The sequence below is a fragment of the Pseudoalteromonas sp. J2K-J599 genome, assembly GCF_059295115.2.
In genome coordinates, this window is sequence record NZ_CM200271.1 from 2,333,034 (window position 1) to 2,357,203 (window position 24,170).

Below are 24,170 nucleotides of genomic sequence, written 5' to 3' on the forward strand. Positions count from 1 at the left end.
ACTTAACCTGAACTTTGGTTAAGAGATTTACTAATGTATTGGATCATGGTGATATTTAAATTTATTTTCTCTAGCCAGAGATTTTTAGTGAAAACAAGGCGAATTTACGCGTCAATAGCGGGCCTATTGCAAGTAAATTCAACGCAGTTAGCGCTAAAAATAGCTGCTGAGATAGATTTATTATCCAGAGTTCAGGTTAATTACTGCTTGCACTGCCGTTAAATGACGTGTTTAAAGTTAACCTTTGCAAAAGGAGTCAAATGTACCCTGCAATGTGTTTATAAATTTCGCTACGTGCAAACCATCCATTAATGAGTGGTGTACATCGATAGCTAAAGGTATTGTACCTGTGTGTTTATCAAACTGACCAAATACAAATTTAGGAATGCCTAAACTCTCCCCTTCACTAAATGCATGCGAAAACGCACTAAAATTCAGCCACGGTAAAACAGATATATGAATTAAGTCGGCCTGCCCTTCTGTTTGAGCAAATGCATCAGAAAATAACGGCTGTAATTTCGCTTTTTTGCTTACGTCACTTGCATGATTTGCAAACTCTTTAAAATCGCTTGCGCTGTTAAAATAACTAAAAACAAACGTATCGTTTTCAGACAACTCAACCACACTTGCGCGAACACTGTTAAGTAGCCATGGCTTACTATCTATTATACGTAGCATTATTGAATCGTATTCATGGCACGCTTTTAAGGTGCAATATACATATGCTTGAAAAAAAGAAAATTGATTGGTTTTGCAATAGTCGTAAAGTGCTTGAGCATCTAAACGCACACACACATTAAAATAAGGCTGAGAAAAGTGTTTAAATAATTCAAAGTGTTGCTTTCTAGGCCAATTATCTAAATCGATAGACTGCATGAGAGAAGTTGAGGGAGTCATAATTTGCCGCACAAAATTAAAAATAAAGTGTACCGCTGTTCAGTAACAATTGCATTAACTTACAGATAAACAAAAGGTGTGCAATTGCACACCCTTATATAAATTAGAACTTAGATCACAGACCGTTTTTAATGATCTCTTGCGCTAATTCGTCAGCAATTAAATGCGTTGATTTTTGCTCTTTTTCGCTACGGGCAAAGATTTCAGTTAACGTATTAAAAATACCTTCAACATGTTTATTAGACGCTGCTGCACTGTAACCATCTGGCGCTGTTTCGTAATAAACATTAATAATACCACCGGCGTTAATTACGTAATCTGGTGCATATAAAATGCCTTTTTCACGAATAACTTCACCATGGCGAGATTCTGCCAGCTGATTATTAGCACAGCCTGCAATAATAGTCGCTTTTAAACGCGGTATAGTTAAATCGTTAATAGTTGCGCCTAGTGCACACGGTGCATAAACATCAACATCTAAGTCGTAAATGTCATCAATGCCAACCGCAGTTGCGCCAAAATCACTTACTACACGATCAATGGCGGCTTGGTTAATATCAGTTACAAACAACTCAGCGCCCGCATCATGTAAATGTTTACATAAACCATATGCAACAGCACCTAAACCTTGAACAGCCACTTTCACACCTGCAAAATCTTGATGACCACGTTGATGCTGTAGCGCTGCTTTAATTCCTAAAAAAGTACCGTATGCTGTAAATGGCGATGGGTTACCGCTTTTACCTTCAAGGCCCAGTACGTAATTAGTTTCTTTATTCATAATAGCTACATCAGCACATGTGATGTTTACATCTTCTGCTGAGTAATAGCTGCCATTTAATCGCTCTAATTGACGACCAAATGCACGGAATAATTGCTCAGATTTAATTTCTTTCGCATTACCTATAATTACAGATTTACCGCCACCAAACGGTAAGCGCGCAACTGCATTTTTATAAGTCATGCCCTTTGATAAACGTAGCACGTCATAAATAGCATCTTCGTCGTTCACATAATCCCACATTCTACATCCGCCAACTGCAGGACCTAGGTTGGTATTATGTACAGCAATAATTGCTTTTAAACCCGACTCTTCATCAGAACAAAAAACCACTTGTTCATGGTTATCAAATTCAACTCGATTAAACACAGCCACTTAAAATACTCCGAAATAGTTAACCCGTGAGAGGGTATGCGCGCTGGAAATTGCCGAGACTTTATCACTTCATATACGTGTTCGCTATACTCACAGATGATAAAACCAATGAAAACATCAAGCTTAAATTAAATAACCAGATTAAAACTTTTATATAGATAAAAAATTCACAAAACCATCATTTGTAAGTTTTAAATACTATAAATATAAAAACCTCACTAACTTACGTTTACGTACACGTAATACAGCGATTGCATGTAAAGTTTAATATACAAGTGCTACTTGCCCGACACGTACTGCTGCCTATAGGTTTTCAGTAAAAAGTGAGCTTTTTCGCAAACTGGTCAGAGCTGTAAACTTACTAATAACTCTATTTAAAAAAACAAAAAAGCGAGCACTAGGCTCGCTTTTTAAAAATACAAAACGTACGTTATTTTAGCTTGCTATCAAGCTCTTCAATTTTAGCTTTCCAGATAGCAGGGCCTTGTGTATGCGCATTGGCGCCTTCACTGTCTACTGCAACAGTCACTGGCATATCTTCTACTTCAAATTCATAAATAGCTTCCATACCTAAATCTTCAAAAGCTACAACACGCGCTTTTTTAATCGCTTTAGATACTAAGTAAGCTGCGCCGCCTACAGCCATCAAATAAACAGATTTATGCTCTTTAATAGACTCAACAGTCGCAGGGCCACGTTCAGCTTTACCAATCATGCCTACAATGCCTGTTTTTTCTAGCATCATATCGGTAAATTTATCCATGCGAGTGGCTGTTGTAGGGCCAGCAGGACCTACTGCTTCATCGCGTACCGCATCCACAGGGCCTACGTAATAAATAAATTTATTATCAAAGTCTACGCCCTCAGGTAAACCTTCACCTGAATTGATCATATCTTGTAAACGTTTATGCGCTGCATCACGACCTGTTAAAATAGTACCCGAAAGTAAAACGGTTTCACCCATTTTCCATTCTTGAACATCTTTTTTAGTCAGTGTATTTAAATCAACACGACGTGTGCCTTCGCCTACTTCAAATGTTACTTGTGGCCAATCTTCTAGTTTAGGTGCTTTTAAATTAGCAGGGCCAGAACCGTCAAGCGTAAAATGTACATGGCGAGTTGCCGCACAATTTGGGATCATCACTACAGGTTTTGAAGCTGCATGTGTTGGTGCTGTTTTAATTTTAACATCAACAACCGTTGTTAAACCGCCTAAACCTTGTGCGCCAATACCTAATTTATTAGCACGGTCAAAAATTTCTAAACGCAGTTTTTCTTCAGTTGTTTCTGCGCCGCGCTCTATTAGTTCATGGATATCAACCGGATCCATTAACGACTCTTTAGCCATTACTGCTGCTTTTTCAGCCGTACCACCAATACCTATACCTAGCATGCCTGGCGGACACCAACCAGCACCCATTGTTGGTAGTGTTTTTTCTACCCATGCAGCAACATCATCTGACGGGTTTAACATAACCATTTTACTTTTGTTTTCAGAGCCGCCGCCTTTAGCCGCAACCATTACTTCTACTTTTCCACCCGCTACTAAATCAATATGCACAACCGAAGGCGTATTATCTTTAGTGTTTTTACGTGTGCCAGCAGGGTCTGCAACAATAGATGCACGTAAAGGGTTATCTGGATTTAAATATGCACGACGAGTACCTTCATCAACCATTTGTTGAACGGTTAAATCTGTTTTATCCCACTTAACATCCATACCTACTTTAACAAAACAGGTAATAATACCGGTGTCTTGGCAAAGTGGACGCTTGCCTTCAGCCGACATGCGTGAGTTAATTAAAATTTGTGCAATGGCGTCTTTAGCCGCTTTACTTTGTTCTTTGTTGTACGCTTTTTCGAGTGCTTGAACAAAATCAAGTGGGTGATAGAACGAAATATATTGCAATGCATCTTCAATGCTATCAATAAAGTCTTGCTGACAAATTGTACTCATAGTGGTTCCTTAAGTTACCGTTACGCGTTGTCGCGTAATCTAAATCAAACCGGTGACGGTGGTTTGCACTGTTTTTTGCAGCTTAGTGCTGCCAAAAAATTTGACTTATGATACCCTCCCAGCCCGTTTCGAGCCAGTTCTTAAAGGGGCAGTAAATGCTAAACAATAAAAAAAGTTGTATTAAATTAGGCATAACACAAAACTGCATTGACGTTTTTGCGCATTTTTCACATTTGCCTTATGCAATTCTATTAGATTCTGCAAATAGTAATCATATAAACAGCCGTTTTGATATTGTTGCTATTGAGCCGCAAAGTACCCTTGAAGTAAAAAATAATAAAAGCTTTTTAAATAATATAGAAAGTAGTGATAACTGCTTTGAAATTATGAATAATGAGCTTTCGCATCTTGCTAAAACAAAAGCCGATTACGATTTACCCTTTAATGGCGGCTGGCTTGGCTACTTTGGCTACGACTTAGGGCGTACAATTGAAAACATCCCCACTCATGCTATTGAAGACATTAATCTTCCCCAAATGGCTATTGGCCTTTACTTAGATGCCCTTATTTACGACAAACAGCAACAAAGCTGGTTTTATGTATCGCAGCCAAACACCGATCGATTAGCGCTTTATGAGCAATACTTAAATACACACGCTAACTCCCAAGTTAATACGCAGTCCTTTGCCCTAAACAGCGACTGGCAATCAAATATGAGCGAAACGGAATACGCTGCAAAGTTTGCCCAAATTGAGGAGTATCTAAAAAGTGGCGATTGTTACCAAATTAATTTAGCGCAGCGCTTTAACGCTCAGTTTGAAGGCTCCCCTTGGGCAGCTTATATTAAACTGCGTGAGGCAAATAAAGCGCCATTTTCGAGCTTTATAAATCACCCTCAAGGGGCAATTTTATCAATTTCCCCTGAGCGCTTTATATCTGTAAATAATAACGTTGTAGAAACCAAACCTATTAAAGGCACTCTGCCGCGAAAAGCGGATGCGCTGGAGGATCAACGCCAAGCCCAAATACTCGCAGCATCAGCTAAAGATCGCGCTGAAAACGTCATGATTGTTGATTTACTGCGTAACGACTTAGGCAAAGTGGCAAAACCTGGCAGCGTTCACGTCCCTTCCCTTTTTGCTATTGAAAGCTTTCCGGCAGTGCATCATTTAGTAAGCACGGTAACCTCAGAACTTGATGAAGGCAAAACAGCGGTCGATCAGTTAAAAGCGGCTTTTCCGGGAGGCTCAATCACCGGTGCGCCCAAAATTAGAGCGATGCAAATAATTGAAGAACTAGAGCCGCATCGCCGCAGCATTTACTGTGGTTCAATTGGTTATTTAAGTGCATGTGGAAATATGGATACGAGTATCACTATTCGCACCTTGGTGTGCCACAAAGCGCAAATTTACTGCTGGGCAGGTGGCGGAATAGTAGCTGATTCTAAAGTCGAATTGGAATATCAAGAAACTTACGATAAAGTAAATAAAATCCTCCCTTTATTAAAACAGTAGGTCGCTTTGAATAGTGAACACATTATGGCGCGGTTTCTGTTAAGCCCTACAGCTGCGCCAAATCAGTTAAAAGACACACGTAAAAAACGCGCTAGCGCTGTTATGCTACCCATTATTGATATAGATAACCATGCACATATCTTACTGTGTAAACGCCCTACTTATTTACACCATCACCCTGGGGAGATTTGTTTGCCCGGAGGTAAGTTTGAAGTAAGCGACATTACCCTTCGCACCACAGCCCTTCGCGAACTAAAAGAAGAGCTAAATATTGCCCAAAACAACGTTAATGTATTAGGTCACTTACCTGAGTATTCAACATTAACGGGTTTTAGTATTAGCCCCTATGTGGGTTTACTTAATAAAGGCACCACCTGGGAAAATGACTATAATGAAGTACAAGCGAGCTTTTTACTCTCGGTCACTGAGTTAAATAACGAAGCTAATTGGCAACCCTTACCTTTTCAACGATTTGGGAAAACGGTTATTTTGCAAGGTTTTAAAACGCCACATGGTTTACTTTGGGGTGCGACTGCAAGCATTATAAAAAACTTTACAAAACAACTCGCCTTACCAGTTTAAATCTTCGTTATTAGTAGTTACACAATCACAATTCCACGTTATCATGTTCGACCGTTCAAAGAGCAGCTTCGTGCTGATAAAACAAAGTAGAGACACACACATTATGATCAGTGCATTTGATATGTTTAGCATTGGTATTGGCCCTTCGTCATCACACACCGTTGGCCCAATGCGCGCATCACGCTTATTTGTTAATGACCTACAAGAACAACAATTATTAGCAAATGTTACCGATATTAAAGTAGAGCTTTATGGCTCTTTGGGTCAAACAGGTGTTGGCCATGGTTCGGGTAAAGCCGTAATTCTTGGTTTAGCCGGTTATGACCCTGAAACTATAGATGCCGATTTAGTCGACGACATTTTAGCGACAATCGAAAAAGATCAGGTTATTTATTTAAACAAAACACACAAAGCTAAATTTCCAAAACAAGGCGCTATTGTTTTTCATCGTCGCAAAACGCTGCCTAAGCACTCTAATGCAATGGAAATTATCGCCTCAAACAACGGCGAAAAAGTTTACAGCAAAGTATATTACTCTATTGGCGGTGGCTTTATTGTCACTGATGAAGAGTTTGAAAACGAAAAACAAGCAGCCCTTAATATTAGAGAAGAAAACCCAGCTCCTTTCCCTTTCAGTAGCGCAAAAGAGCTACTAGAGATGTGTAAAGAGTCAGGGCTTAGTGTTTCAAGCTTAATGATGAAGAACGAAAAAACACTACGCACTGAAGATGAAATAAAAGACACGCTGTTTCATATCTGGAAAGTAATGATGGCCTGTATTGACCGTGGTATGCGTACCGAAGGTATTTTACCTGGCGGCTTAAAAGTAAAACGCCGTGCGCCCAGCTTATACTTAAAACTAAATATAGAAGTCAGTAACGACCCACTTCGTGCAATGGACTGGGTTGATTTATTTGCCCTTGCCGTAAACGAAGAAAATGCGGCAGGTGGCCGTGTAGTTACCGCACCAACTAATGGTGCTGCGGGTATTTTACCGGCTGTGCTTATGTACTATCACACATTTGTGAAAGAAGTAGACCGCGATATAGCCACACGTTATTTATTAACGGCTGCTGCTATTGGTATTTTATATAAAAAGAATGCCTCTATATCGGGTGCTGAAGTAGGTTGCCAAGGTGAAGTTGGCGTTGCGTGCTCAATGGCTGCAGGCGCATTAACAGAAATTGTTGGTGGCAATGTTGTGCAAGTAGAGAACGCAGCAGAAATTGGTATGGAACATAATTTAGGCCTCACGTGCGACCCTGTTGGTGGCTTAGTACAAGTACCGTGTATTGAACGTAATGCAATGGGCGCGATTAAAGCAATTAATGCCTCACGTTTAGCTATTCGCGGCAGTGGTGAGCAAAAGGTATCACTTGATAAAGTGATTAAAACCATGCTTGAAACCGGCAACGATATGAAAACCAAATACAAAGAAACCGCTCGCGGTGGATTAGCAGTTAATATTATCGAATGTTAATCAGCTCGCTATAAAGAGAAAAAGCTGCCTATTTTAAAATAGGCAGCTTTTTTATTGTTCGTTCAATGCAATCACCTTATTTAACGGGTAACTCTATATCTGCAAATAACTTATCTACGTCATCTTGGTTACGTAACAAGCTTGCTCGCTCTACGCGCTCTTTAGTTAAGTGCGGTGCAAAACGTTCAATAAAATCATACATGTAAGTACGTAAAAAGCTGCCCTTTCTAAAACCAATTTTGGTCGTGCTTGCTTCAAATAAGTGGCTTGCATCAATACACACTAAATCGGTATCGCTCACTTGATCTATCGCCATTGAAGCGACAACACCAACTCCTAAACCCAGTCGTACGTATGTTTTTATAACATCAGCATCGGTTGCAGTAAATACAATGTGTGGCTCAAGTCCGTGTGCGCTAAATGCTTTATCTAACTCTGAGCGGCCCGTAAAACCAAATACATATGTAATGAGTGGATATTGGGCAATGTCAGCAACAGTTAAACTATTTGCCTTTTTAGCGAGCGGATGGTCTTTAGCAACAACAATACTGCGATTCCAATGATAACAAGGCAACATAACTAAATCTGAATACAAATGCAGTGCTTCTGTTGCAATAGCAAAGTCGGCATCACCGCGTGCTGCAGCATCCGATATTTGCTGTGGAGTACCTTGGTGCATATGAAGCGATACCGCAGGGTATTTTTTCATAAACCCTTGAATAACGTTAGGCAAAGCATAACGGGCTTGGGTATGTGTTGTGGCAATATTTAACTTACCTTGATCAGGTAACGTATGCTCATTAGCAACGGCTTTAATACCTTCTACTTTGGAGAGTATTTCACGAGAAATATTAATTATATCTTCGCCAGCACCGGTTACATGCGTTAAATGTTTACCACTGCGACCAAAAATTTGTACACCCAACTCGTCTTCTAACATGCGTACTTGTTTAGAAATTCCTGGCTGCGAGGTAAATAAACTCTCAGCAGTCGCTGAAACATTTAATTTATGATTTTGTACTTCTACGATGTATCTGAGTTGTTGTAATTTCATGGCTGCAAATTTTAACGTTATTATTCATATTATTTATAAAGGCAATACCGCTTAAAACCAAGTGTTATTTACGTAAAATATCACTTTAGGTCTTTAGGTGTGCAATTATCTGATTAGAGCTCAAGGCTAGCATAATAAATATGCTTGAGGTAGCGATGTTTATTCAGCTTTAGTTTATAAGCCCTTAGGGTGACTACGGTTTATAAAGAGCTCAACCTATCAATTTTTGGGTGTATTTTTTAAGTTAATCGGCGCAAAGCTACCCTGTTAACGTATATTTAATGTAAGATTAAATAATTAGGTTATATATCCGAGAATTACACCATGATCGTTTCTATTATAATAGTGCTTATAGTTGCATTGATTGTGATTGCACTTTGGGTAAGTGCTGTACAACAACACAAAGAAAAACAAGAGGCAGAACGCCGCAAAGAGCTTACAAAACAAAAAGCTATAATAGAAGAAACAGAAGAAGCGCTAATGAATAGTGCTAACATACCCCTGTCTGAGAATCTAATTCGTACGTTACAACGCCGTATTTACGAAGCTTTAAATACAATGGTTAATAACTCGCAAACATCTAAAGCACTTAAAAGCCGCTTAAGTGAAGCAAAAACGCACTTATCTAATCCCGTTCAAGATAATAGCAGTGAAGCTTTAACGCTACCGAGTAATGACAAGCAACTTGTAGGCCTAATTCAAGGCATTAAAAAATTACGCTCAATTTTACGCTCTGAACACAGTAAAGGTCGTATTGACAGCCAAGTTTTTGTTTTAGAAGATAAACGTCTCGAAAAACTACAACTACGTATTAATATCGAAAGCCAAATAAAGCGTGGCTTATCTGCCCGCTCAGCAAGTATGGTTGGCTCTGCAAGGCAGTATTTTGAAAAAGCACAGGCAACGCTCAATGCAGTTACATACACCGATGAATATGTAACAACAAAACGCCAAGAAGTTGAAGGTTACTTAGAAGCAATTAGTGTTGAACTGAGAGCTTCTAATGCAAGCGCACTTAAAAAGAAAACAGAAGAAGAGCAAGACGACTTAGATATATTGTTTGCTCCTAAAAAGAAATGGTAATTCTTTTAAAAAGTATTAAAAAAGCCTGCACAAATTAAATTTATGCAGGCTTTTTTGTCTATTTGTTAGTCATTAAGACAAAAATGCAAACTTGAAAACAAACAAGGCTGTCAATATCCAAACACTAATACTGATTTGATCTTGCTTACCACACAATACTTTTACCGCTGTATAAGATATAAAGCCAAGTGCAATACCGTGCGCAATCGAAAACGTTAATGGTGTCATTAGTAATACCACAGTAACAGGAATTGCATCGGTCATATCATCCCAATTTACAAACTTTAAATTTTGTAGCATCAGTACAGCGACATATAAAATAGCACCTGCCGTAGCATAAGCCGGTACCATTTGTGCAAGCGGTGCAAAAAACATCATTAGTAAAAAGCAAATACCTACAACTACAGCCGTTAAGCCAGTACGTCCGCCAACAGATACACCAGCAACCGATTCTATATACGATGTAGTCGTAGACGTGCCTAGCATCGCACCTGCAATTGTTGCAGAGCTGTCAGCACTTAGTGCGCGTCCTAAACGAGGCATGTTACCTTTTTCATCAGCTAAGCCAGCTTTTTGAGTGACTGCAACTAATGTACCCGAAGTATCAAAAAGATCGACAAACAAGAATGCAAAAATAACACTCATCATTGATATATCAAAAGCGGCGGCAAAATCTAGTTGCATAAAAGTAGGCATTATTGATGGTGGCATAGCCATAACACCGTGATATTCAACTAGCCCTAAACTCAGTGCAATGCCTGTCACTAATAAAATACTAATAAGTACACCGCTTTTAAAATCGCGGTATAAAAGCGCTGCAATTACAAAAAAGCTTAATATAGCTAATAATGGGCCTGGGGAAGTAATGTCCCCCAATTGCACTAGTGTTGCTGGGCTTGAGACAATAATGCCTGCATTTTTAAGGGCAATTAAGGCTAAAAAAGCACCTATACCTGTTGCGATAGCTCGCTTGAGCACCAGAGGTATGGCATTAATAATCCATTCTCTGACTTTAAATAAGCTTAAAAATAAAAATATACAACCCGACATAAAAACAGCCCCTAATGCGGCTTGCCAGGTATAACCCATTCCTAATACGACGCCATACGTAAAAAAGGCATTTAGTCCCATGCCAGGCGCTAATGCTAATGGATAATTAGCCCATAAACCCATTATAAAACAGCCTATCGCAGCTGCTATACAGGTAGCTACAAATGCAGCCCCTTGGTCCATCCCTGCCTCAGCAAGCATAGCCGGGTTTACAAATACAATGTATACCATAGTAATAAAGGTAGTTAGGCCAGCAACGCATTCGCGTTTAACTGTTGAATTATTTTCGCTGAGTTTAAATAAGGCTTCAAACATAATAAACTTGTGATAGTAAAAAGTGGCGAGATTTTAACATAAAAATTATCTTTTACAGGACATTTTACCTTGCTATATACTAAACTGTTAAAGTAGTTAAAATAATAAATGAACCAATATGCTTAAAACAACACCTTGCGAGCAAGACTTAGAGCAACAGCTAGACAACATTTTAGGTTTTGTTACTCAACCAGAAAGCAGCCCCGCGCCCATTGATAATAAAAAAGATGAGCAAAGTACTATTAATAAAGCCCTATATTATTTAAAAAATAATCAAGCTCCATTGGCTGCAAAATGGATGCGCCTTGCTGCAATGGCAGGAAACCATAGAGCACAGTTTTATTTAGGTTTATTTTTTGTAAAAGGTGAAGGCGTGCCACAAAGTGTATTTCATGCTGTAGCGTGGTTGAGCTTAGCGAGTAGCCAAGGGTATGCACCTGCCACTGCAGCGGTTACAGATATACGCAAACATATCGAAACTAAGCGATTTAAAGATGCTCAATGTTATGCAGCAAGTTTGTACGAACAAATTCACCAACTCCAGTTTTCTCATATGATCCCTCGCACGAGTGAAAACACATAAACCAACTAAGTTATAAGTACTGTATACAGTGTTGAAAAATACTGTATATAGTTACAAAGATACTCCTACACAGTATAAAACCCACAAATGAAGACACTACTCAAAAATTTATTTTAAAACAACCTTCTCAAAAACAAGCCTATAACAACTTGATTAATAAAGAATTATAGATTTAAAAATAAAAAACAATAATCAAAGGCTGAATAACTGTACAAATAAATAGCATAAAATGCTTGCACGAAAGCACTGTATAAACTACTGTATATGAATACTGTATAAAAACCCAGTGAGTGAAACTATGTTACAGCCTATTACCGTAAGAACAGTTAAAAGTTACCAACAAGACGAGCAAAGCGATTGCGTAAATTTGATCCAAATTGAAGATGAAATTTCAGCGACCTTTGAGCTTTTAAAAGTATTACACCAATACAATAGCTCTAATGCATGGACGTTATTAATTGCGCCAGATCATGTACCGAGCAAAGCTTTACTTGACTCATGCTCTATTGATACAAGTAAATTACTTGTTATTAGACAGAAGCACCTGGTAAATCTAGAGTATGTATTAAATTCTGCGTTACATAATGGAAACTTTGCAGCGGTAATCACCTGGACCGATATAGTTAATAACCAACTACTTACAAATCTATCGTTCGATTTAAGTAAAACGCATACAAAATTATACTGTTTTACTAAAAACGCACAAACAACAGAGATACCACTCGCTCAATAAGCTTGTTAAACTAATGTTTTAGACTTTGTATTATTATTATGACTTCACTCAATGCCATACTATGTTTTTGCAGCAGTGGGCACAATTATGCCGATTGCTGCGAGCCGCTTCACTTATCTGTAAAGCAAGCTGACACTCCTGAACAACTTATGCGCTCACGATTCAGCGCTTATGTTATTAAAAATGCAAAATATGTTTATCAAACCTACGCAAAAGAAAAACAAGCTGAGAATCCGATTAAAGAAATCAATGATTTTGCTAACAGCTGCCGATTTATAAATCTTGATTTAATTGACTCAAGCCATGATGGCGATACTGGAACTGTAGAATTTAAAGCCCAATATTTTTATCAAAACTTATTTTGTGAGCTTCATGAAAAATCGCAGTTTATTAAAGAAAACACTCAATGGCGTTATTTAGATGGCACTATATATCCTGTTGAAGATATTAAAGTAGGCAGAAATGATAACTGCCCATGCGGTAGCAATAACAAATACAAAAAATGTCATAGCATGTAATAAATAATCTTATTTAATATTTATCACCTAAAAGGTGTTTTTAAGTGGCAGAGTGATTTATTAGCTAACTAAACTTAAAAACACACTTTGTTACGCCCTTGCATTTTAGACTCATACATTTTTTCATCTGCGATCTGCAACGTGTTTTTGTTATTTACGTATGGTTGTAGGGTTGCACCGCCAATACTAATAGTCACAAAATCATATTCTGAATATTTGTGTAATATTCCTAAATCGGCCACATTTTGTTTAATTTTATCAGCAACACAAATTGCACCTTCAGTGCTTGTATGCGGTAGAACAACTACAAACTCTTCGCCGCCGTAACGCGCAACAAAGTCGGTTGGCCTTTGCAAACTATTAGTAATAGTTTGTGCTACTAGGTTTAACACCGTATCCCCCTGCACATGACCATAGATATCATTGTATTGCTTAAAGTAATCTATATCAATGAGTAATAGTGCATAGTCGACTTTTTCTCGTAAGGCGCTTCGTTCCATTTTAGAAAAATGCGCATCAAAATAACGACGATTGAATACCTTTGTTAAATCATCTAGAAATACTTTTTGATTGAGTAAGTCATGTTGAAGTTTCATCGTGATATGGGCGCGCACTCTTCTATATAAAGTTTCCGAGTTAGTTGGTTTCTTTATAAAATCTACAGCCCCTGCTTCCCAGCACTCTTCTTCTTGATTTTCAGATGAGGTTACAAAAATAACGGGGATATCTTGTGTTTCAGATATATTTTTTAATTTTAGACATGTTTCAATACCACTCATTCCTTCCATATTAATATCGAGTAGTATTATATCTGGCGGATTATGTTTACAAATTTCAATCGCATCCTCACCACAGCTCGTTGTTGTTACACTAAAATGCTCTGATAATATTTTTTTTAATACAATTAAGCTTAATAGCTGATCATCAACGACAAGTACCTTAGAGCTCTTTAAGCTTAATTTCAATTGGTGGTCAGAGTAATTTATAGGCATGGTACAACTGTTTTGTTTTTTTAATTAAACACACCCTATATCACTATATTTTGTTATGCAAATGTTAATAAAATAAAATTCTACTTATTAGTTACTAATAAAAATGATTTATGGTGAATCTCTAATGCATAAAAACAAAAAATGAGCCACTTGGGCTCATTTTAAAACTTCGAATACTTAATTTAGTTAAGTATTATTCGTCATCATCTAAATCTAATTGCTGACGTTGAGCAGGTCGAGCTAAAATCTCTACGTAGAAAGAGGTCAAACCTTGCTTTTCAATTTCGCCAATTTGGTTACTTAATTCAGCAACGTGCACAACTTGCGCATCTTCAGCTGTGTTACCAAACTTACAGTCAAATGCCCAATAGTCAGCATCTTCAGGTAGCGTTTTATTACGCTCTCTTTTCAAATATTTTTTCACTTCGTGCTTTGCAGCATCAACCATACGAGGGTATTTGATTTTCTCGTGATTTAGCGTGAATGTTTTCTTCATTACGTTCCTAATTACCTTGGTTTAATGATAATGGCATTTCATGTCATACCATTTGACGCCATTATAGCAATTGCATTTAATTTTTGGATGCTTTTTTTTCATTAAATCAATTATTAGCAAATATATAAAGCAGACCCGTTATAAAGCATATATTAACTGATGATTATTACAATCATATATCACACCGCAATAAGCTGAAGTGGTTGATGTATTGCATCATTATTAAGGCTGTCGTAAAAAGCAGCTGCATCTATAAGAGGATTCGCAAGTTGTGTTTGTTCGCTTTTAATTCTTCTTCTGACAGCAAGCTCACAGTTATCTATTATATTAAGTGGAATATGCTTATCATCATTTCTAATCGCAAGTGGTTCAGGGCTTAAGCATTGCCTTAACTTAATACTTGTCATACCACAGCGCTCCCCTTCTTGAGATATTAATGAGGCATTAAACTGTCCAACCAACATATTGTATTCATCAGGGGCTAAAAGTTGCTTTGGACCTGCGCCAAATTGCTTTCTTAATGCCTCTTCTTCTATAACTAAATTATCTATTTCAGTTTTTGGTAAATGAAATTGGCTAAAGTCGAGTGCGTCATGTGACAGCATCGCTAATAGTAGAGAAAATTCGCCACGGCGATTTTCATGCACACTATTATTGAGCCTACTGTTTAACTGACTCTCTGTGATTAACAAATCATCTATTTGCATAGTCTTTAGTCGATTGTGGTAACTGATAGATATTTATCGGCTTTATTTCAATTTTCTTTAGCTTTTTTCTTTACTTAAATACGCAATTTGCTATTATCAGCGCCGTTGCATTGGAGGGGTTCCCGAGCGGCCAAAGGGATCAGACTGTAAATCTGACGGCTCAGCCTTCGCTGGTTCGAATCCAGCTCCCTCCACCACTTTTCTTACCGCTAAGTTAAGTGGGGCCAAATGCAATAAAATTAGTGTGGAGGGGTTCCCGAGCGGCCAAAGGGATCAGACTGTAAATCTGACGGCTCAGCCTTCGCTGGTTCGAATCCAGCTCCCTCCACCACTTCTCTACTATTCCTATATTCCTATATTCCTATATTCCTATATTCCTATATTCCTATATTCCTATATTCCTATATTCCTATATTCCTATATTCCTATATTCCTATATTCCTATATTCCTATATTCCTATATTCCTATATTCCTATATTCCTATATTCCTATATTCCTATATTCCTATATTCAGGTTAACTTCAAAACACCCATTGTAAACTCATACTGTTTTTCTTTAGCCATGTTGATGATGCTTTATAATTAGGAAGAAAATGCTCAACGTGTTGCCAAAAAGCTTTACTGTGGTTTAAGTGACGTAAATGCGCTAACTCGTGGACAATCACATAATCAATAGCATGATAAGGCGCTCCGATTAAATGCAAATTAAATGTTAGCTCTCGCTTACTATTACAACTTCCCCACTTTCGCTTATAAATAGCTACTTTTAGACTCGTAGGTAATTCTTCACCCATTTGTGCGCAGAAGTACGCTAAACGCATTTCTATATATGCAGTTAGTTGCTCTTTTAAATATTCTTCAAGAAGTTGCTGATATTTTTGCGAAGTATTTTTAACGCGCGAAGAGTGTGTAATAAGCAAGCTGTCGTTACAGTTTAGTACTTCGGACTTAGTACCTTGCTTAAATTCTATGTTTACAATGCTATCAAAGATTAAAATTTGTTTGTCTTTGAGCGGGTTCTGTCTGTTATCAGCAATATTGTGCTGTTTAGTTAATTGAGCATTTACCCACACCTGCTTATCAAAAAGCCATTCTTGAATGTGTTTGTTACTAACAAACTGAGGGGCATATACAGTCACCTTTTTGTTATGTACTTTAATGGCAACCGTTTTACGTTTTATACTTTTCTTTAACTGATATTCAAACACTTTCATACTCATTAATGATATTGCTACGAGAAAATTCACCAGCAATTAATAAAACCAAATAAAGTGTAATTTTCGCTTAGTTAAGCCAATTCATTAGTTTTCTTAAGGTTACTCGATAGAAACTTAAATATGACCATATAAATCTAACTTAGTCCTGTGACAGGCAATACATTAGAATAAAAAACACCAACTAAAAAACTAATCCCTGATAAATAAAAGAAAACTAAAAGTAATAAATTCGTTATTTTATTCACTTCATTGAATTAACGGTTTATTTATTAATTAATTAGATTAGACTTGATAAATAAAGATTATATTTTGAGCCATTATGTTATCAGCTTTTTTTATCACAGACCAAGATCCTAGCTTAATCATTAATGGCGTTTACGATCCTCTATTAGTTTCAATGTCATTGCTAATTGCTATTTTTGCAGCCTTTTTCACCATTCGACTTATAGAGCTCGCAAAAGAAACTCAATTTCCTAGCTACCAACGTTTAGCAAATGTGACCGCTGCTACTGTTTTTTCGGCTGGTATTTGGAGTATGCACTTTATTGGTATGCTTGCCTTTTCACTGTGTACTAATATTGATTATGATCCAACAATCACTCTCCTTTCTTTTATACCAGCATTTATAGCATGTCAGTACGCTGTATCAATGCTAGTAAATAGTAAAGGGAATCTAAAAATATTGTCGATTTGCTCCGTGTTACTAGGAGCTGGCATTGGCACTATGCATTATAGCGGCATGGCTGCAATGGATCTTGCTCCTTTACTTAGATATGATCCATTGATATTTGCGTTATCAATCATTGTTGCTGTAACCCTCTCCTTTATAGCCCTTTACAGTCGCTTTAATCTTGAGCGTTTTTTACCCTCTTTATCACCTCTTCAAAATAACTCAATTAGCGCTGTTATTTTAGGGTGTGCTGTTGCTGGTATGCACTATATGGGTATGGCCGCTACACGTTTTGTAGCTACATCGCCACTAATCTATGATGATGCTAACGCAACCGCAGGACTAACTTTTATCGCCATTGCAGTCGCCACAGCAACTATCGCGATTACAAGCGTGGTTGGTGTAATAAATGGTATGGTTCGCTATCGCATGCTACTTGAGGAGAAGTCGGCAAAAGAATCCCGTCTAAATGCTATTTTAGGTACCGCTATAGATGGCATTGTTACCATTGACCATGCTGGTATTATTTTAAGTTTTAATGAAGCCGCAAGTAAAATTTTTGGCTGGCAAGAAAACCAAGTTCAAGGCAAAAACGTAAAAATGCTAATGGACGATAACATTGCCAAGCACCACGACGAATACCTCTTAAATGCTCACAATGTTGATCTAGGTAAAATAATAGGCATAAACCGTGATGTATATGCAAAACACATGAACGGACATGTTTTTCCTATTCGCTTAGGTATAGGCGAAGTAAATCAGCCGGGCCATAACCCTTTATATGTTGGCTTTATCACCGACTTGACCGAACAACGCGCTTTGCAGCAAAGTTTAGAAGAGAAAGAACAAAAATACCGCTCTCTTATCGATAACATGCCCGGAGTCGCGTTTAGATGCAAGTTTGATGACAACTGGACTATGTTATTTATTAGTCCAAATATAATTGAGCTTACAGGGTATAACCCAAATGAGTTTACAGAGCATTGTATCGAGTTTAATGACTTGGTCTTGAAATCAGACCAAAAACAAATAGTTGATGAAGTCACTAAAGCTGTTGATGCAAAGTCTCAATATTCTATTGAATACCGAATTAGACATAGAAATGGCAAAATTTTGTGGTTGTTAGATAAAGGGAGTATCGACTTTGATGCTCAAGGCAATCCAAAGTGGATTGATGGTGTTTTAGTCGATATTACTGAACGCAAAGAATATGAAGAAAAACTAGAGCAAGCTAAATTTAAAGCTGAAGAAGCTGCTCATGCAAAGCAATCTTTTATGGCTAATATGAGCCATGAAATACGCACCCCAATGAATTCTATAATAGGTTTTAGCGATCTATTAATGGATACCCCACTTGATCAAGAACAACAAAAGCACTTGGTTACCGTAAATAATGCAGCGCGTTCATTGCTAAGATTGTTAAATGAAATTCTCGATTCTGCAAAACTAGAACGCGGTAAGCTGACCATTGAGCCAGTGCACTTTAGCTTAAAACCAGTGATAGACAGTATTATTTCTACTTTTTGGTTAGAGGCTAAAAAGAAAGATTTAGAACTTAAACTCCATATTAAAGAATCAGTAAGTTCTACGTACTACGGCGACCCAGATCGACTCAGACAAGTACTCACTAATCTAATTGGTAACGCGATTAAGTTCACCGAAGAAGGCTCTGTTACGGTCACCGTTGGCATGACACAAAATCAGCATCTGTTTTTTGAAGTGCAAGATACCGGAATTGGTATTGCAAAAGATCGTATTCAAGCTGTATTTCAACCTTTTGAGCAAGCCGATGGCACTACTACTCGCCGCTTTGGTGGTACAGGCCTTGGTACAACCATAAGTAAACAACTTGTAGAGCTTATGGGCGGAACAATAAACTTAGTAAGTGAGCTAGGTAAAGGCACCTGTTTTTACTTTTCATTGCCGCTTACTTTAGGTGACGAATCTAAAATAGATTATTTTGATGGTCTACACACCCAACTGCCTGCACTTAGAGTGCTAGTAGTTGATGATATAGAGCAAAATACAGAACTACTGTCTTTGCTTCTGTCACGCGATCAGCATTCAGTTACCAAAGCGTCAAACGGACTTGAAGCGATTAAAGTATTTGAAGAGCAAGACTTTGATGTCATATTAATGGATATACATATGCCCTTGTGTGATGGCATACAAGCAGCACAAAAAATAAGAGCAATAGAAAACCAAAGGCAGCTTAAGTACACGCCAATTATCGCGCTCACAGCAAGCGTATTACAGCAAGATAAGCTTACGGCTAAAAAAGCAGGCATGAATGGCTTTGCCAACAAACCCGTCGATATAAATCAGCTTAACCAAGAAATAGCGCAAGTGCTGGGGCTTGGTATTGCCAAAGAAATGGTTATATCGCAAAGCGATCCTAAAGCGCAGCATATAGATTTTGAAAAAGGATTAGCACTTTGGGGTTCTAAGTGTAAGCAACTTACAGAGATTACTAAGTTTGTTAGTGATAGTGATAAGCGGTTTGAGAGATTATTTAATGATAAATTATCAAACATAAAAGATGTCGATAGCCTCATTCACACACTCAAAGGTGTTGCTGGTAACTTAGGGCTAACAACGTTAATGAAGTTATTAACCGATTTAGAGCACAAGCAAAGTGATGCTAAAGTTATTAGTCTTTTAGACGATATCAAAAACGAACTACTTATTATAACGCAACTACTGTCATCAAATACTTGCGATGAGCCAAATAGCACGCCTGAAGATGATAGCTCCGACACTCTATCAATAGATGAGATTAAGCAATTGTGTGAAACACTTCATCAAGATGCGCAAAACGCAGAATTAAATGATGAACTACTCGCAAAGTTGCAACGCGGCGCACCTTCTACCTTTCAAAATGAAGTTGATGATATAGCCGAAGCCTTTGATGAATTTGATTTTGATAAAGCACACGTAATACTAGAAACCTTACTTGAAAAACTAACAAACAATGAGTATTAATTAATGGATTTTACGACAGATAGGCCACGGGTATTAATTGTTGACGATGAGCCTGCAAATCTAAAAGTAATGCGCGAAGTGTTAGGTAATCAATATCGTATGTCGTTTGCTAAATCGGGTGATGCCGCACTAGCACTACTTGAAAAAGAGCTACCAAAGCTAATCTTGCTCGACATAATGATGCCAGATATGAATGGCTTTGAAGTATGCCAAATAGTTAAGAGAAATCCTAAAACATCACACATCCCAATTATTTTTGTAACTGCGCTTGGCGATGAAAGCGATGAATACAAAGGTTTTGAGTTAGGTGCAGTAGATTATATTACTAAACCAATAAGCCCTGCCATTGTAAGGGCAAGGGTTAATACTCACTTGTCGCTAGTACAAGCAGAGCAATTAAAGCAAGCTCATGTAGATTTAGTAGAACGTCTAGGCCGTGCAGCGGAATATAAAGACACCGACACGGGTGAACATATAGTGCGCATGAGCCAATACAGTAAAGTATTAGCGTTAGCACTAGGTATGGATGAACAACGAGCAGAACTTCTACGTCAAGCTGCCCCAATGCACGATGTAGGAAAAATAGGCATCCCTGATGCTATCCTACTCAAACCTGGAAAGTTAACCTCTGAAGAGTTTGATCATATGAAAGAACACGCCACCATTGGCGCGCAAATTTTAGCAAACTCATCATCTCCTTTACTACAACTTGCACATACACTTGCAATTGAACACCACGAAAAATGGGATGGCTCAGGCTATCCTAACGGGATCAAAGGCGAAGAAATATCAGTTGAAGGTAGAATTGTTGCTATAGCTGACGTATTTGATGCACTTACCTCAAAACGCCCTTACAAAGAGGCTTGGAGTGTAGAGAAAACAGTTTTGCATATGCAAGAGCAAGCAGGAACTCATTTCGATCCCGCTCTAATCGAGCTATTAGTAAAAAACTTAGACAATATTATTGCTATAAAAAATGCAAATCAAGAAAGCTAATTCTTTTTAGCACTGTGAGAGCCAAGCTCAACATTTGGGTAACAAGATTTTATATAACGATAGTCATGTGACGTAATTTCATGGCTATTGCCACTTTCGTCTTTAAAGTACATAGAAAACGTTACACCATGATCTGCTAAAACTACTTTTATATTTAAACTCTCAAGATGAATACGCCATTGAATAAATTGATCCCCTGAGGCCAAAAATGCAATCCCTTTACTGCGCCCCTCTCCTTCAAACAATGCTAAACGAGTGGTTGAACAAGCATCTTCAAGCGTTAAAGGGCCTCGCCCATCCTCATCCCAAAAGGCAAGTTCTGGCACTACGCTAAAACCTAAAACCCGCTCATACCACTTAACGGCATTAGCTAAGTTATCAACATTTAAATGGCAATGATCAATGCCAGATAATTTCGGTATGCTTGTATTATTCACGTTACTCACCAATTTCTGACTTTAATTGCTCTAAAAACTCATGCATATACCTTGTTCGTCTATTCGCCTCTGCTTTAGCTGATGGGGTATTCATACTATCGGCAATATGTAATAACTTTATGAAAAAGTGATCAAGCGTGTATGTTTTATCATCAGCCTCGCGTTCAACACAAAAAGGGTCATTTGGGTTATATAATAACCGAGAAATTGAGCCACCAACCTTCATGCACCGGCTAACGCCAATAGCGCCCAATGCATCCATTCTGTCGGCATCTTGTACTATTTGCGCTTCAACTGTTTTAATTTTTATATTTGCGCTGAAGCTATGTGCTGCAATTGCATGATGAATCTCATCAAAAAGTGACTCGTCATAATTAATCGATTTTAAAAACTCCAATGCCTTATCAGCTGCCATAGTAGAGGCTTTTGTACGATCAGGGTGGTTTTTAGCCACCGCCACACAGTCGTGCATCCACGCTGCAGGTAATACTACTGACATGTTTGCCTGCTCCGCATTACATAACTGTATTGCAACGCGCACCACTCGCTCTATATGAGTAATGTCATGAGCAACATCGGCATGCACTAAAGAGGCGATAAACCCTCTACATTGTGAGTTAAGTATTTCTAAATCAGGGCTTAAAGCGACGTCAGGCAAAGTTAGGTTCCAAAAAGCTAATTAATCAATGAATTATCCGTACTTTACCGTGCTTTATGCCCCCCTTGCAAAACATTCATTGTATGTTGCTCCTCGCTTGACTAAAATACAGCGCTTATTTATTACTACTGAGAAGCCTTATGTCATCTGCCGTTTACCTACAAGCTGGTCGCGATAAATCATTAAAAAGAAAACACCCTTGGTTATTTTCAAAAGCCATCAAAAAAATTAAAGGTAAACCTGGATTAGGCGACACAGTAACGATTCACGACAGCGAAGGTAAGTTTTTAGCAACTGCTGCATATAGCCCTCACTCACAAATTCGTGCACGTGTTTGGAGCTTTGACGAAAAAGAAGTCATCGATCAACACTTTTTTGAACGCCGTTTACGTCGCTCATTAGAAGCCCGTAGCCAAGTTATTGAAGAAGGCGGATTAACAGGGTTTCGCTTATGCGCTGCTGAGTCTGATTACTTACCAGGCGTTACAATAGATAAATTTGACAACGTATTAGTGTGCCAGCTATTAAGCGCCGGTGCCGAGCGCCATAAAGGCGAGATTGTAGGCGCCTTGATGTCTATTTTCCCCGGCTCTAGCATATATGAACGTTCTGACGTAGATGTACGTACTAAAGAAGGCTTAGAACCAATTAAAGGCGCACTTTGGGGCAATGAACCAAAAGAGCCTGTGCTTATTGAAGAAAACGGCTTAAAAATCGAAGTTGATATAATTGAAGGTCACAAAACAGGATTTTACTTAGATCAGCGTGACAGCCGTGCTGCACTTGAGCGCTTCTCAAAAGGTAAAACTGTCCTTAACTGCTTTAGTTACACAGGTACATTCTCGTTGTATGCCCTGCGTGGTGGATGTGAGCATGTAACTAACGTAGATGTATCGCAACCCGCTTTAGATACAGCAAAGCGTAATGTTGAGCATAATAACTTAGATTTAAACAAAGTGAGCTTTGTTAAGCAGGATGTATTTAAATTATTACGCCAATACCGCGACGAAGGTAGACAGTTTGATACCATCGTAATGGACCCACCAAAATTTGCTGATAATAAAGCGCAGTTAACGGGAGCGTGTCGTGGCTATAAAGATATCAACATGATTGCCATGCAAATACTAAAACCAGGCGGAACACTATTAACATTCTCATGCTCTGGTTTAATGGAACAAAACTTGTTTCAAAAAGTAGTAGCCGATGCAGCACTTGATGCAGGTAAAGACCTACTGATAATGGAGCGATTAAACCAGGCAGCCGATCACCCAATTGCTGGCAGCTACCCTGAAGGCTTTTACTTAAAAGGCTTAATCTGTAAGGTTTTTTAATATCTACTATTGAGTTTAACTTAATTCGATTTAGTTAAACTCAATGATTTCAAGACCTGCTGTTACCGTGCCATCATCTTCTTTGCTGGCACGTATTACTTTTGCAGTTGCATTTAAAGGCGCAATACTTGGATGAGTCGAATCAATGTTCACCGTCAGTAAGGTATTAGGTTCAAGCAATTCATCTAAATGAATTGATAAACCTGTTGCACTTAAATCCACGCACTCTGCGGCAAAACTTAAACCCGCTATTGGTTCTATCGTTGTTAAATTTGCAGGCGTGTTAATCTGCATGCGTCTAAAATTTCGCTTATCATCAGTAAACATATGTTACCTCTAAACAACCGTGTTAATTTCTTCCAACAAAGCACCCACTGAAAATGGCTTTACAACATACGCGTTACAACCAGCATCAAACCCTGCTTGTTTTTCAGATGGGGACTCTAGGCCCGATACCATAACAACAGGAATATTTTTTGTTTCAGGTGTGTGCTTTAGCATTCGGCATGTATCATAACCATCAAGACCAGGCATACAAACATCAAGCAAAATTATATCAGGCGGACTCGCAATTGCTGACGCAAGGCAGCTTTGCCCTGAATCTGCGTAACTAACATCAAATTTCGACGCTAGTGCGGCTTTGAGCATTTCAAAATTAAAATACTCGTCATCTACCACTAAAAGTCGCTTTGTTTTATGTTCAATCGATGAGGACATAACTATGTCGCTTCCTTTTCAAAACAAAAATAAATCCTTCTATT

At 38.2% G+C, this 24,170-nt stretch carries 23 protein-coding genes and 2 tRNA genes; 12 read left to right on the plus strand and 13 right to left on the minus strand.

Translation table 11 applies throughout. The features are described from left to right. Positions 1–237: 237 nt before the first annotated feature. The 3 genes from AC5NT5_RS10510 to AC5NT5_RS10520 form a co-directional block, all read right to left on the minus strand. Complete coding sequence (locus tag AC5NT5_RS10510; protein ID WP_494513220.1) at positions 238–876, minus strand: CatA-like O-acetyltransferase; 639 nt, start codon at positions 874–876, stop codon at positions 238–240. A gap of 136 nt (positions 877–1,012) precedes the next feature. After that, a complete protein-coding gene (locus AC5NT5_RS10515; protein ID WP_494512841.1) occupies positions 1,013–2,053 on the minus strand; it encodes a Leu/Phe/Val dehydrogenase in 1,041 nt (346 codons plus the stop codon). A gap of 430 nt (positions 2,054–2,483) precedes the next feature. Beyond that, positions 2,484–4,010 (minus strand): fumarate hydratase, encoded by a 1,527-nt coding sequence (locus tag AC5NT5_RS10520; protein ID WP_165742758.1) that lies wholly within the window; start codon positions 4,008–4,010, stop codon positions 2,484–2,486. A 155-nt stretch (positions 4,011–4,165) separates the two neighbouring features. On the opposite strand from AC5NT5_RS10520, the gene pabB reads away from it, so the two are divergent. The 3 genes from pabB to AC5NT5_RS10535 all read left to right on the plus strand — a co-directional run bounded on the left by pabB (position 4,166) and on the right by AC5NT5_RS10535 (position 7,586). Continuing rightward, positions 4,166–5,524 carry an aminodeoxychorismate synthase component I gene (gene pabB, locus AC5NT5_RS10525; protein ID WP_494512840.1) on the plus strand — a complete coding sequence of 453 codons (1,359 nt, stop codon included), beginning with the start codon at positions 4,166–4,168 and terminating at the stop codon, positions 5,522–5,524. A 6-nt stretch (positions 5,525–5,530) separates the two neighbouring features. Next, positions 5,531–6,106 carry an NUDIX hydrolase gene (locus AC5NT5_RS10530; RefSeq protein ID WP_182696425.1) on the plus strand — a complete coding sequence of 192 codons (576 nt, stop codon included), beginning with the start codon at positions 5,531–5,533 and terminating at the stop codon, positions 6,104–6,106. A 103-nt stretch (positions 6,107–6,209) separates the two neighbouring features. Next, positions 6,210–7,586, plus strand: a complete 1,377-nt coding sequence (locus AC5NT5_RS10535) for an L-serine ammonia-lyase (protein ID WP_494513219.1) — start codon at positions 6,210–6,212, stop codon at positions 7,584–7,586. Positions 7,587–7,662: 76 nt separating this feature from the next. Here the strand turns inward: AC5NT5_RS10535 and cysB are convergent, their stop codons facing one another. Continuing rightward, the gene (gene cysB, locus AC5NT5_RS10540) at positions 7,663–8,640 is read right to left on the minus strand and encodes an HTH-type transcriptional regulator CysB (protein ID WP_002961670.1); all 978 of its coding nucleotides are present in this window, start codon (positions 8,638–8,640) and stop codon (positions 7,663–7,665) included. A gap of 324 nt (positions 8,641–8,964) precedes the next feature. On the opposite strand from cysB, the gene AC5NT5_RS10545 reads away from it, so the two are divergent. Beyond that, complete coding sequence (locus tag AC5NT5_RS10545) at positions 8,965–9,723, plus strand: hypothetical protein (RefSeq protein WP_182673115.1); 759 nt, start codon at positions 8,965–8,967, stop codon at positions 9,721–9,723. A gap of 72 nt (positions 9,724–9,795) precedes the next feature. Here AC5NT5_RS10545 and AC5NT5_RS10550 read toward each other — a convergent pair whose 3' ends face one another. Next, entirely contained in the window at positions 9,796–11,088 is a 1,293-nt protein-coding gene (locus AC5NT5_RS10550) for an NCS2 family permease (protein WP_002961426.1), read from the minus strand. 118 nt (positions 11,089–11,206) lie between these two features. Here AC5NT5_RS10550 and AC5NT5_RS10555 point away from each other — a divergent pair, with 118 nt between their 5' ends. From AC5NT5_RS10555 to AC5NT5_RS10565, 3 genes are all read left to right on the plus strand, one after another. Next, positions 11,207–11,671, plus strand: coding sequence for a tetratricopeptide repeat protein (locus AC5NT5_RS10555; protein ID WP_002961427.1), 465 nt, complete (start codon positions 11,207–11,209; stop codon positions 11,669–11,671). 298 nt (positions 11,672–11,969) lie between these two features. Beyond that, positions 11,970–12,404 carry a SulA-like leucine-rich domain-containing protein gene (locus tag AC5NT5_RS10560; RefSeq protein ID WP_494512839.1) on the plus strand — a complete coding sequence of 145 codons (435 nt, stop codon included), beginning with the start codon at positions 11,970–11,972 and terminating at the stop codon, positions 12,402–12,404. 38 nt (positions 12,405–12,442) lie between these two features. Next, a complete protein-coding gene (locus tag AC5NT5_RS10565; protein WP_182673114.1) occupies positions 12,443–12,922 on the plus strand; it encodes a YchJ family protein in 480 nt (159 codons plus the stop codon). Between the two features lie 74 nt (positions 12,923–12,996). On the opposite strand, the gene AC5NT5_RS10570 is transcribed toward AC5NT5_RS10565, so the two are convergent. The 3 genes from AC5NT5_RS10570 to AC5NT5_RS10580 form a co-directional block, all read right to left on the minus strand. Further along, on the minus strand, positions 12,997–13,914 hold the full coding sequence (locus tag AC5NT5_RS10570) for a diguanylate cyclase (protein WP_182682131.1): 918 nt from the start codon (positions 13,912–13,914) through the stop codon (positions 12,997–12,999). Positions 13,915–14,107: 193 nt separating this feature from the next. Then, positions 14,108–14,410 carry a DUF6172 family protein gene (locus tag AC5NT5_RS10575; protein ID WP_002961433.1) on the minus strand — a complete coding sequence of 101 codons (303 nt, stop codon included), beginning with the start codon at positions 14,408–14,410 and terminating at the stop codon, positions 14,108–14,110. 179 nt (positions 14,411–14,589) lie between these two features. Beyond that, positions 14,590–15,117 (minus strand): VC2046/SO_2500 family protein, encoded by a 528-nt coding sequence (locus AC5NT5_RS10580; RefSeq protein ID WP_182673112.1) that lies wholly within the window; start codon positions 15,115–15,117, stop codon positions 14,590–14,592. Between the two features lie 112 nt (positions 15,118–15,229). On the opposite strand from AC5NT5_RS10580, the gene AC5NT5_RS10585 reads away from it, so the two are divergent. Both AC5NT5_RS10585 and AC5NT5_RS10590 read left to right on the plus strand, forming a co-directional pair. Beyond that, positions 15,230–15,314, plus strand: a tRNA-Tyr gene (locus AC5NT5_RS10585). 49 nt (positions 15,315–15,363) lie between these two features. Then, a tRNA-Tyr gene (locus AC5NT5_RS10590) sits at positions 15,364–15,448 on the plus strand. A 191-nt stretch (positions 15,449–15,639) separates the two neighbouring features. On the opposite strand, the gene AC5NT5_RS10595 is transcribed toward AC5NT5_RS10590, so the two are convergent. Then, positions 15,640–16,338 carry a M48 family metallopeptidase gene (locus AC5NT5_RS10595; protein WP_182672827.1) on the minus strand — a complete coding sequence of 233 codons (699 nt, stop codon included), beginning with the start codon at positions 16,336–16,338 and terminating at the stop codon, positions 15,640–15,642. 316 nt (positions 16,339–16,654) lie between these two features. Here AC5NT5_RS10595 and AC5NT5_RS10600 point away from each other — a divergent pair, with 316 nt between their 5' ends. Further along, positions 16,655–19,987 (plus strand): MHYT domain-containing protein, encoded by a 3,333-nt coding sequence (locus AC5NT5_RS10600; protein ID WP_494512838.1) that lies wholly within the window; start codon positions 16,655–16,657, stop codon positions 19,985–19,987. Positions 19,988–19,990: 3 nt separating this feature from the next. Beyond that, entirely contained in the window at positions 19,991–20,983 is a 993-nt protein-coding gene (locus tag AC5NT5_RS10605) for a response regulator (protein ID WP_200219122.1), read from the plus strand. Here AC5NT5_RS10605 and AC5NT5_RS10610 read toward each other — a convergent pair. Together AC5NT5_RS10610 and AC5NT5_RS10615 are read right to left on the minus strand one after the other, a co-directional pair. Next, positions 20,980–21,420: a VOC family protein gene (locus tag AC5NT5_RS10610; protein WP_182672825.1), complete on the minus strand. Its 441-nt coding sequence runs from the start codon at positions 21,418–21,420 to the stop codon at positions 20,980–20,982. The genes AC5NT5_RS10605 and AC5NT5_RS10610 overlap by 4 nt on opposite strands. A gap of 1 nt (position 21,421) precedes the next feature. Further along, positions 21,422–22,078, minus strand: coding sequence for an HD domain-containing protein (locus AC5NT5_RS10615; protein ID WP_442449249.1), 657 nt, complete (start codon positions 22,076–22,078; stop codon positions 21,422–21,424). A gap of 140 nt (positions 22,079–22,218) precedes the next feature. On the opposite strand from AC5NT5_RS10615, the gene AC5NT5_RS10620 reads away from it, so the two are divergent. Then, positions 22,219–23,409 carry a class I SAM-dependent methyltransferase gene (locus tag AC5NT5_RS10620; RefSeq protein ID WP_002961441.1) on the plus strand — a complete coding sequence of 397 codons (1,191 nt, stop codon included), beginning with the start codon at positions 22,219–22,221 and terminating at the stop codon, positions 23,407–23,409. 30 nt (positions 23,410–23,439) lie between these two features. On the opposite strand, the gene AC5NT5_RS10625 is transcribed toward AC5NT5_RS10620, so the two are convergent. Both AC5NT5_RS10625 and AC5NT5_RS10630 read right to left on the minus strand, forming a co-directional pair. Next, positions 23,440–23,736, minus strand: a complete 297-nt coding sequence (locus AC5NT5_RS10625) for a PilZ domain-containing protein (protein ID WP_024597619.1) — start codon at positions 23,734–23,736, stop codon at positions 23,440–23,442. Between the two features lie 9 nt (positions 23,737–23,745). Then, positions 23,746–24,126, minus strand: a complete 381-nt coding sequence (locus AC5NT5_RS10630) for a response regulator (protein WP_024597850.1) — start codon at positions 24,124–24,126, stop codon at positions 23,746–23,748. Positions 24,127–24,170: the final 44 nt, after the last annotated feature.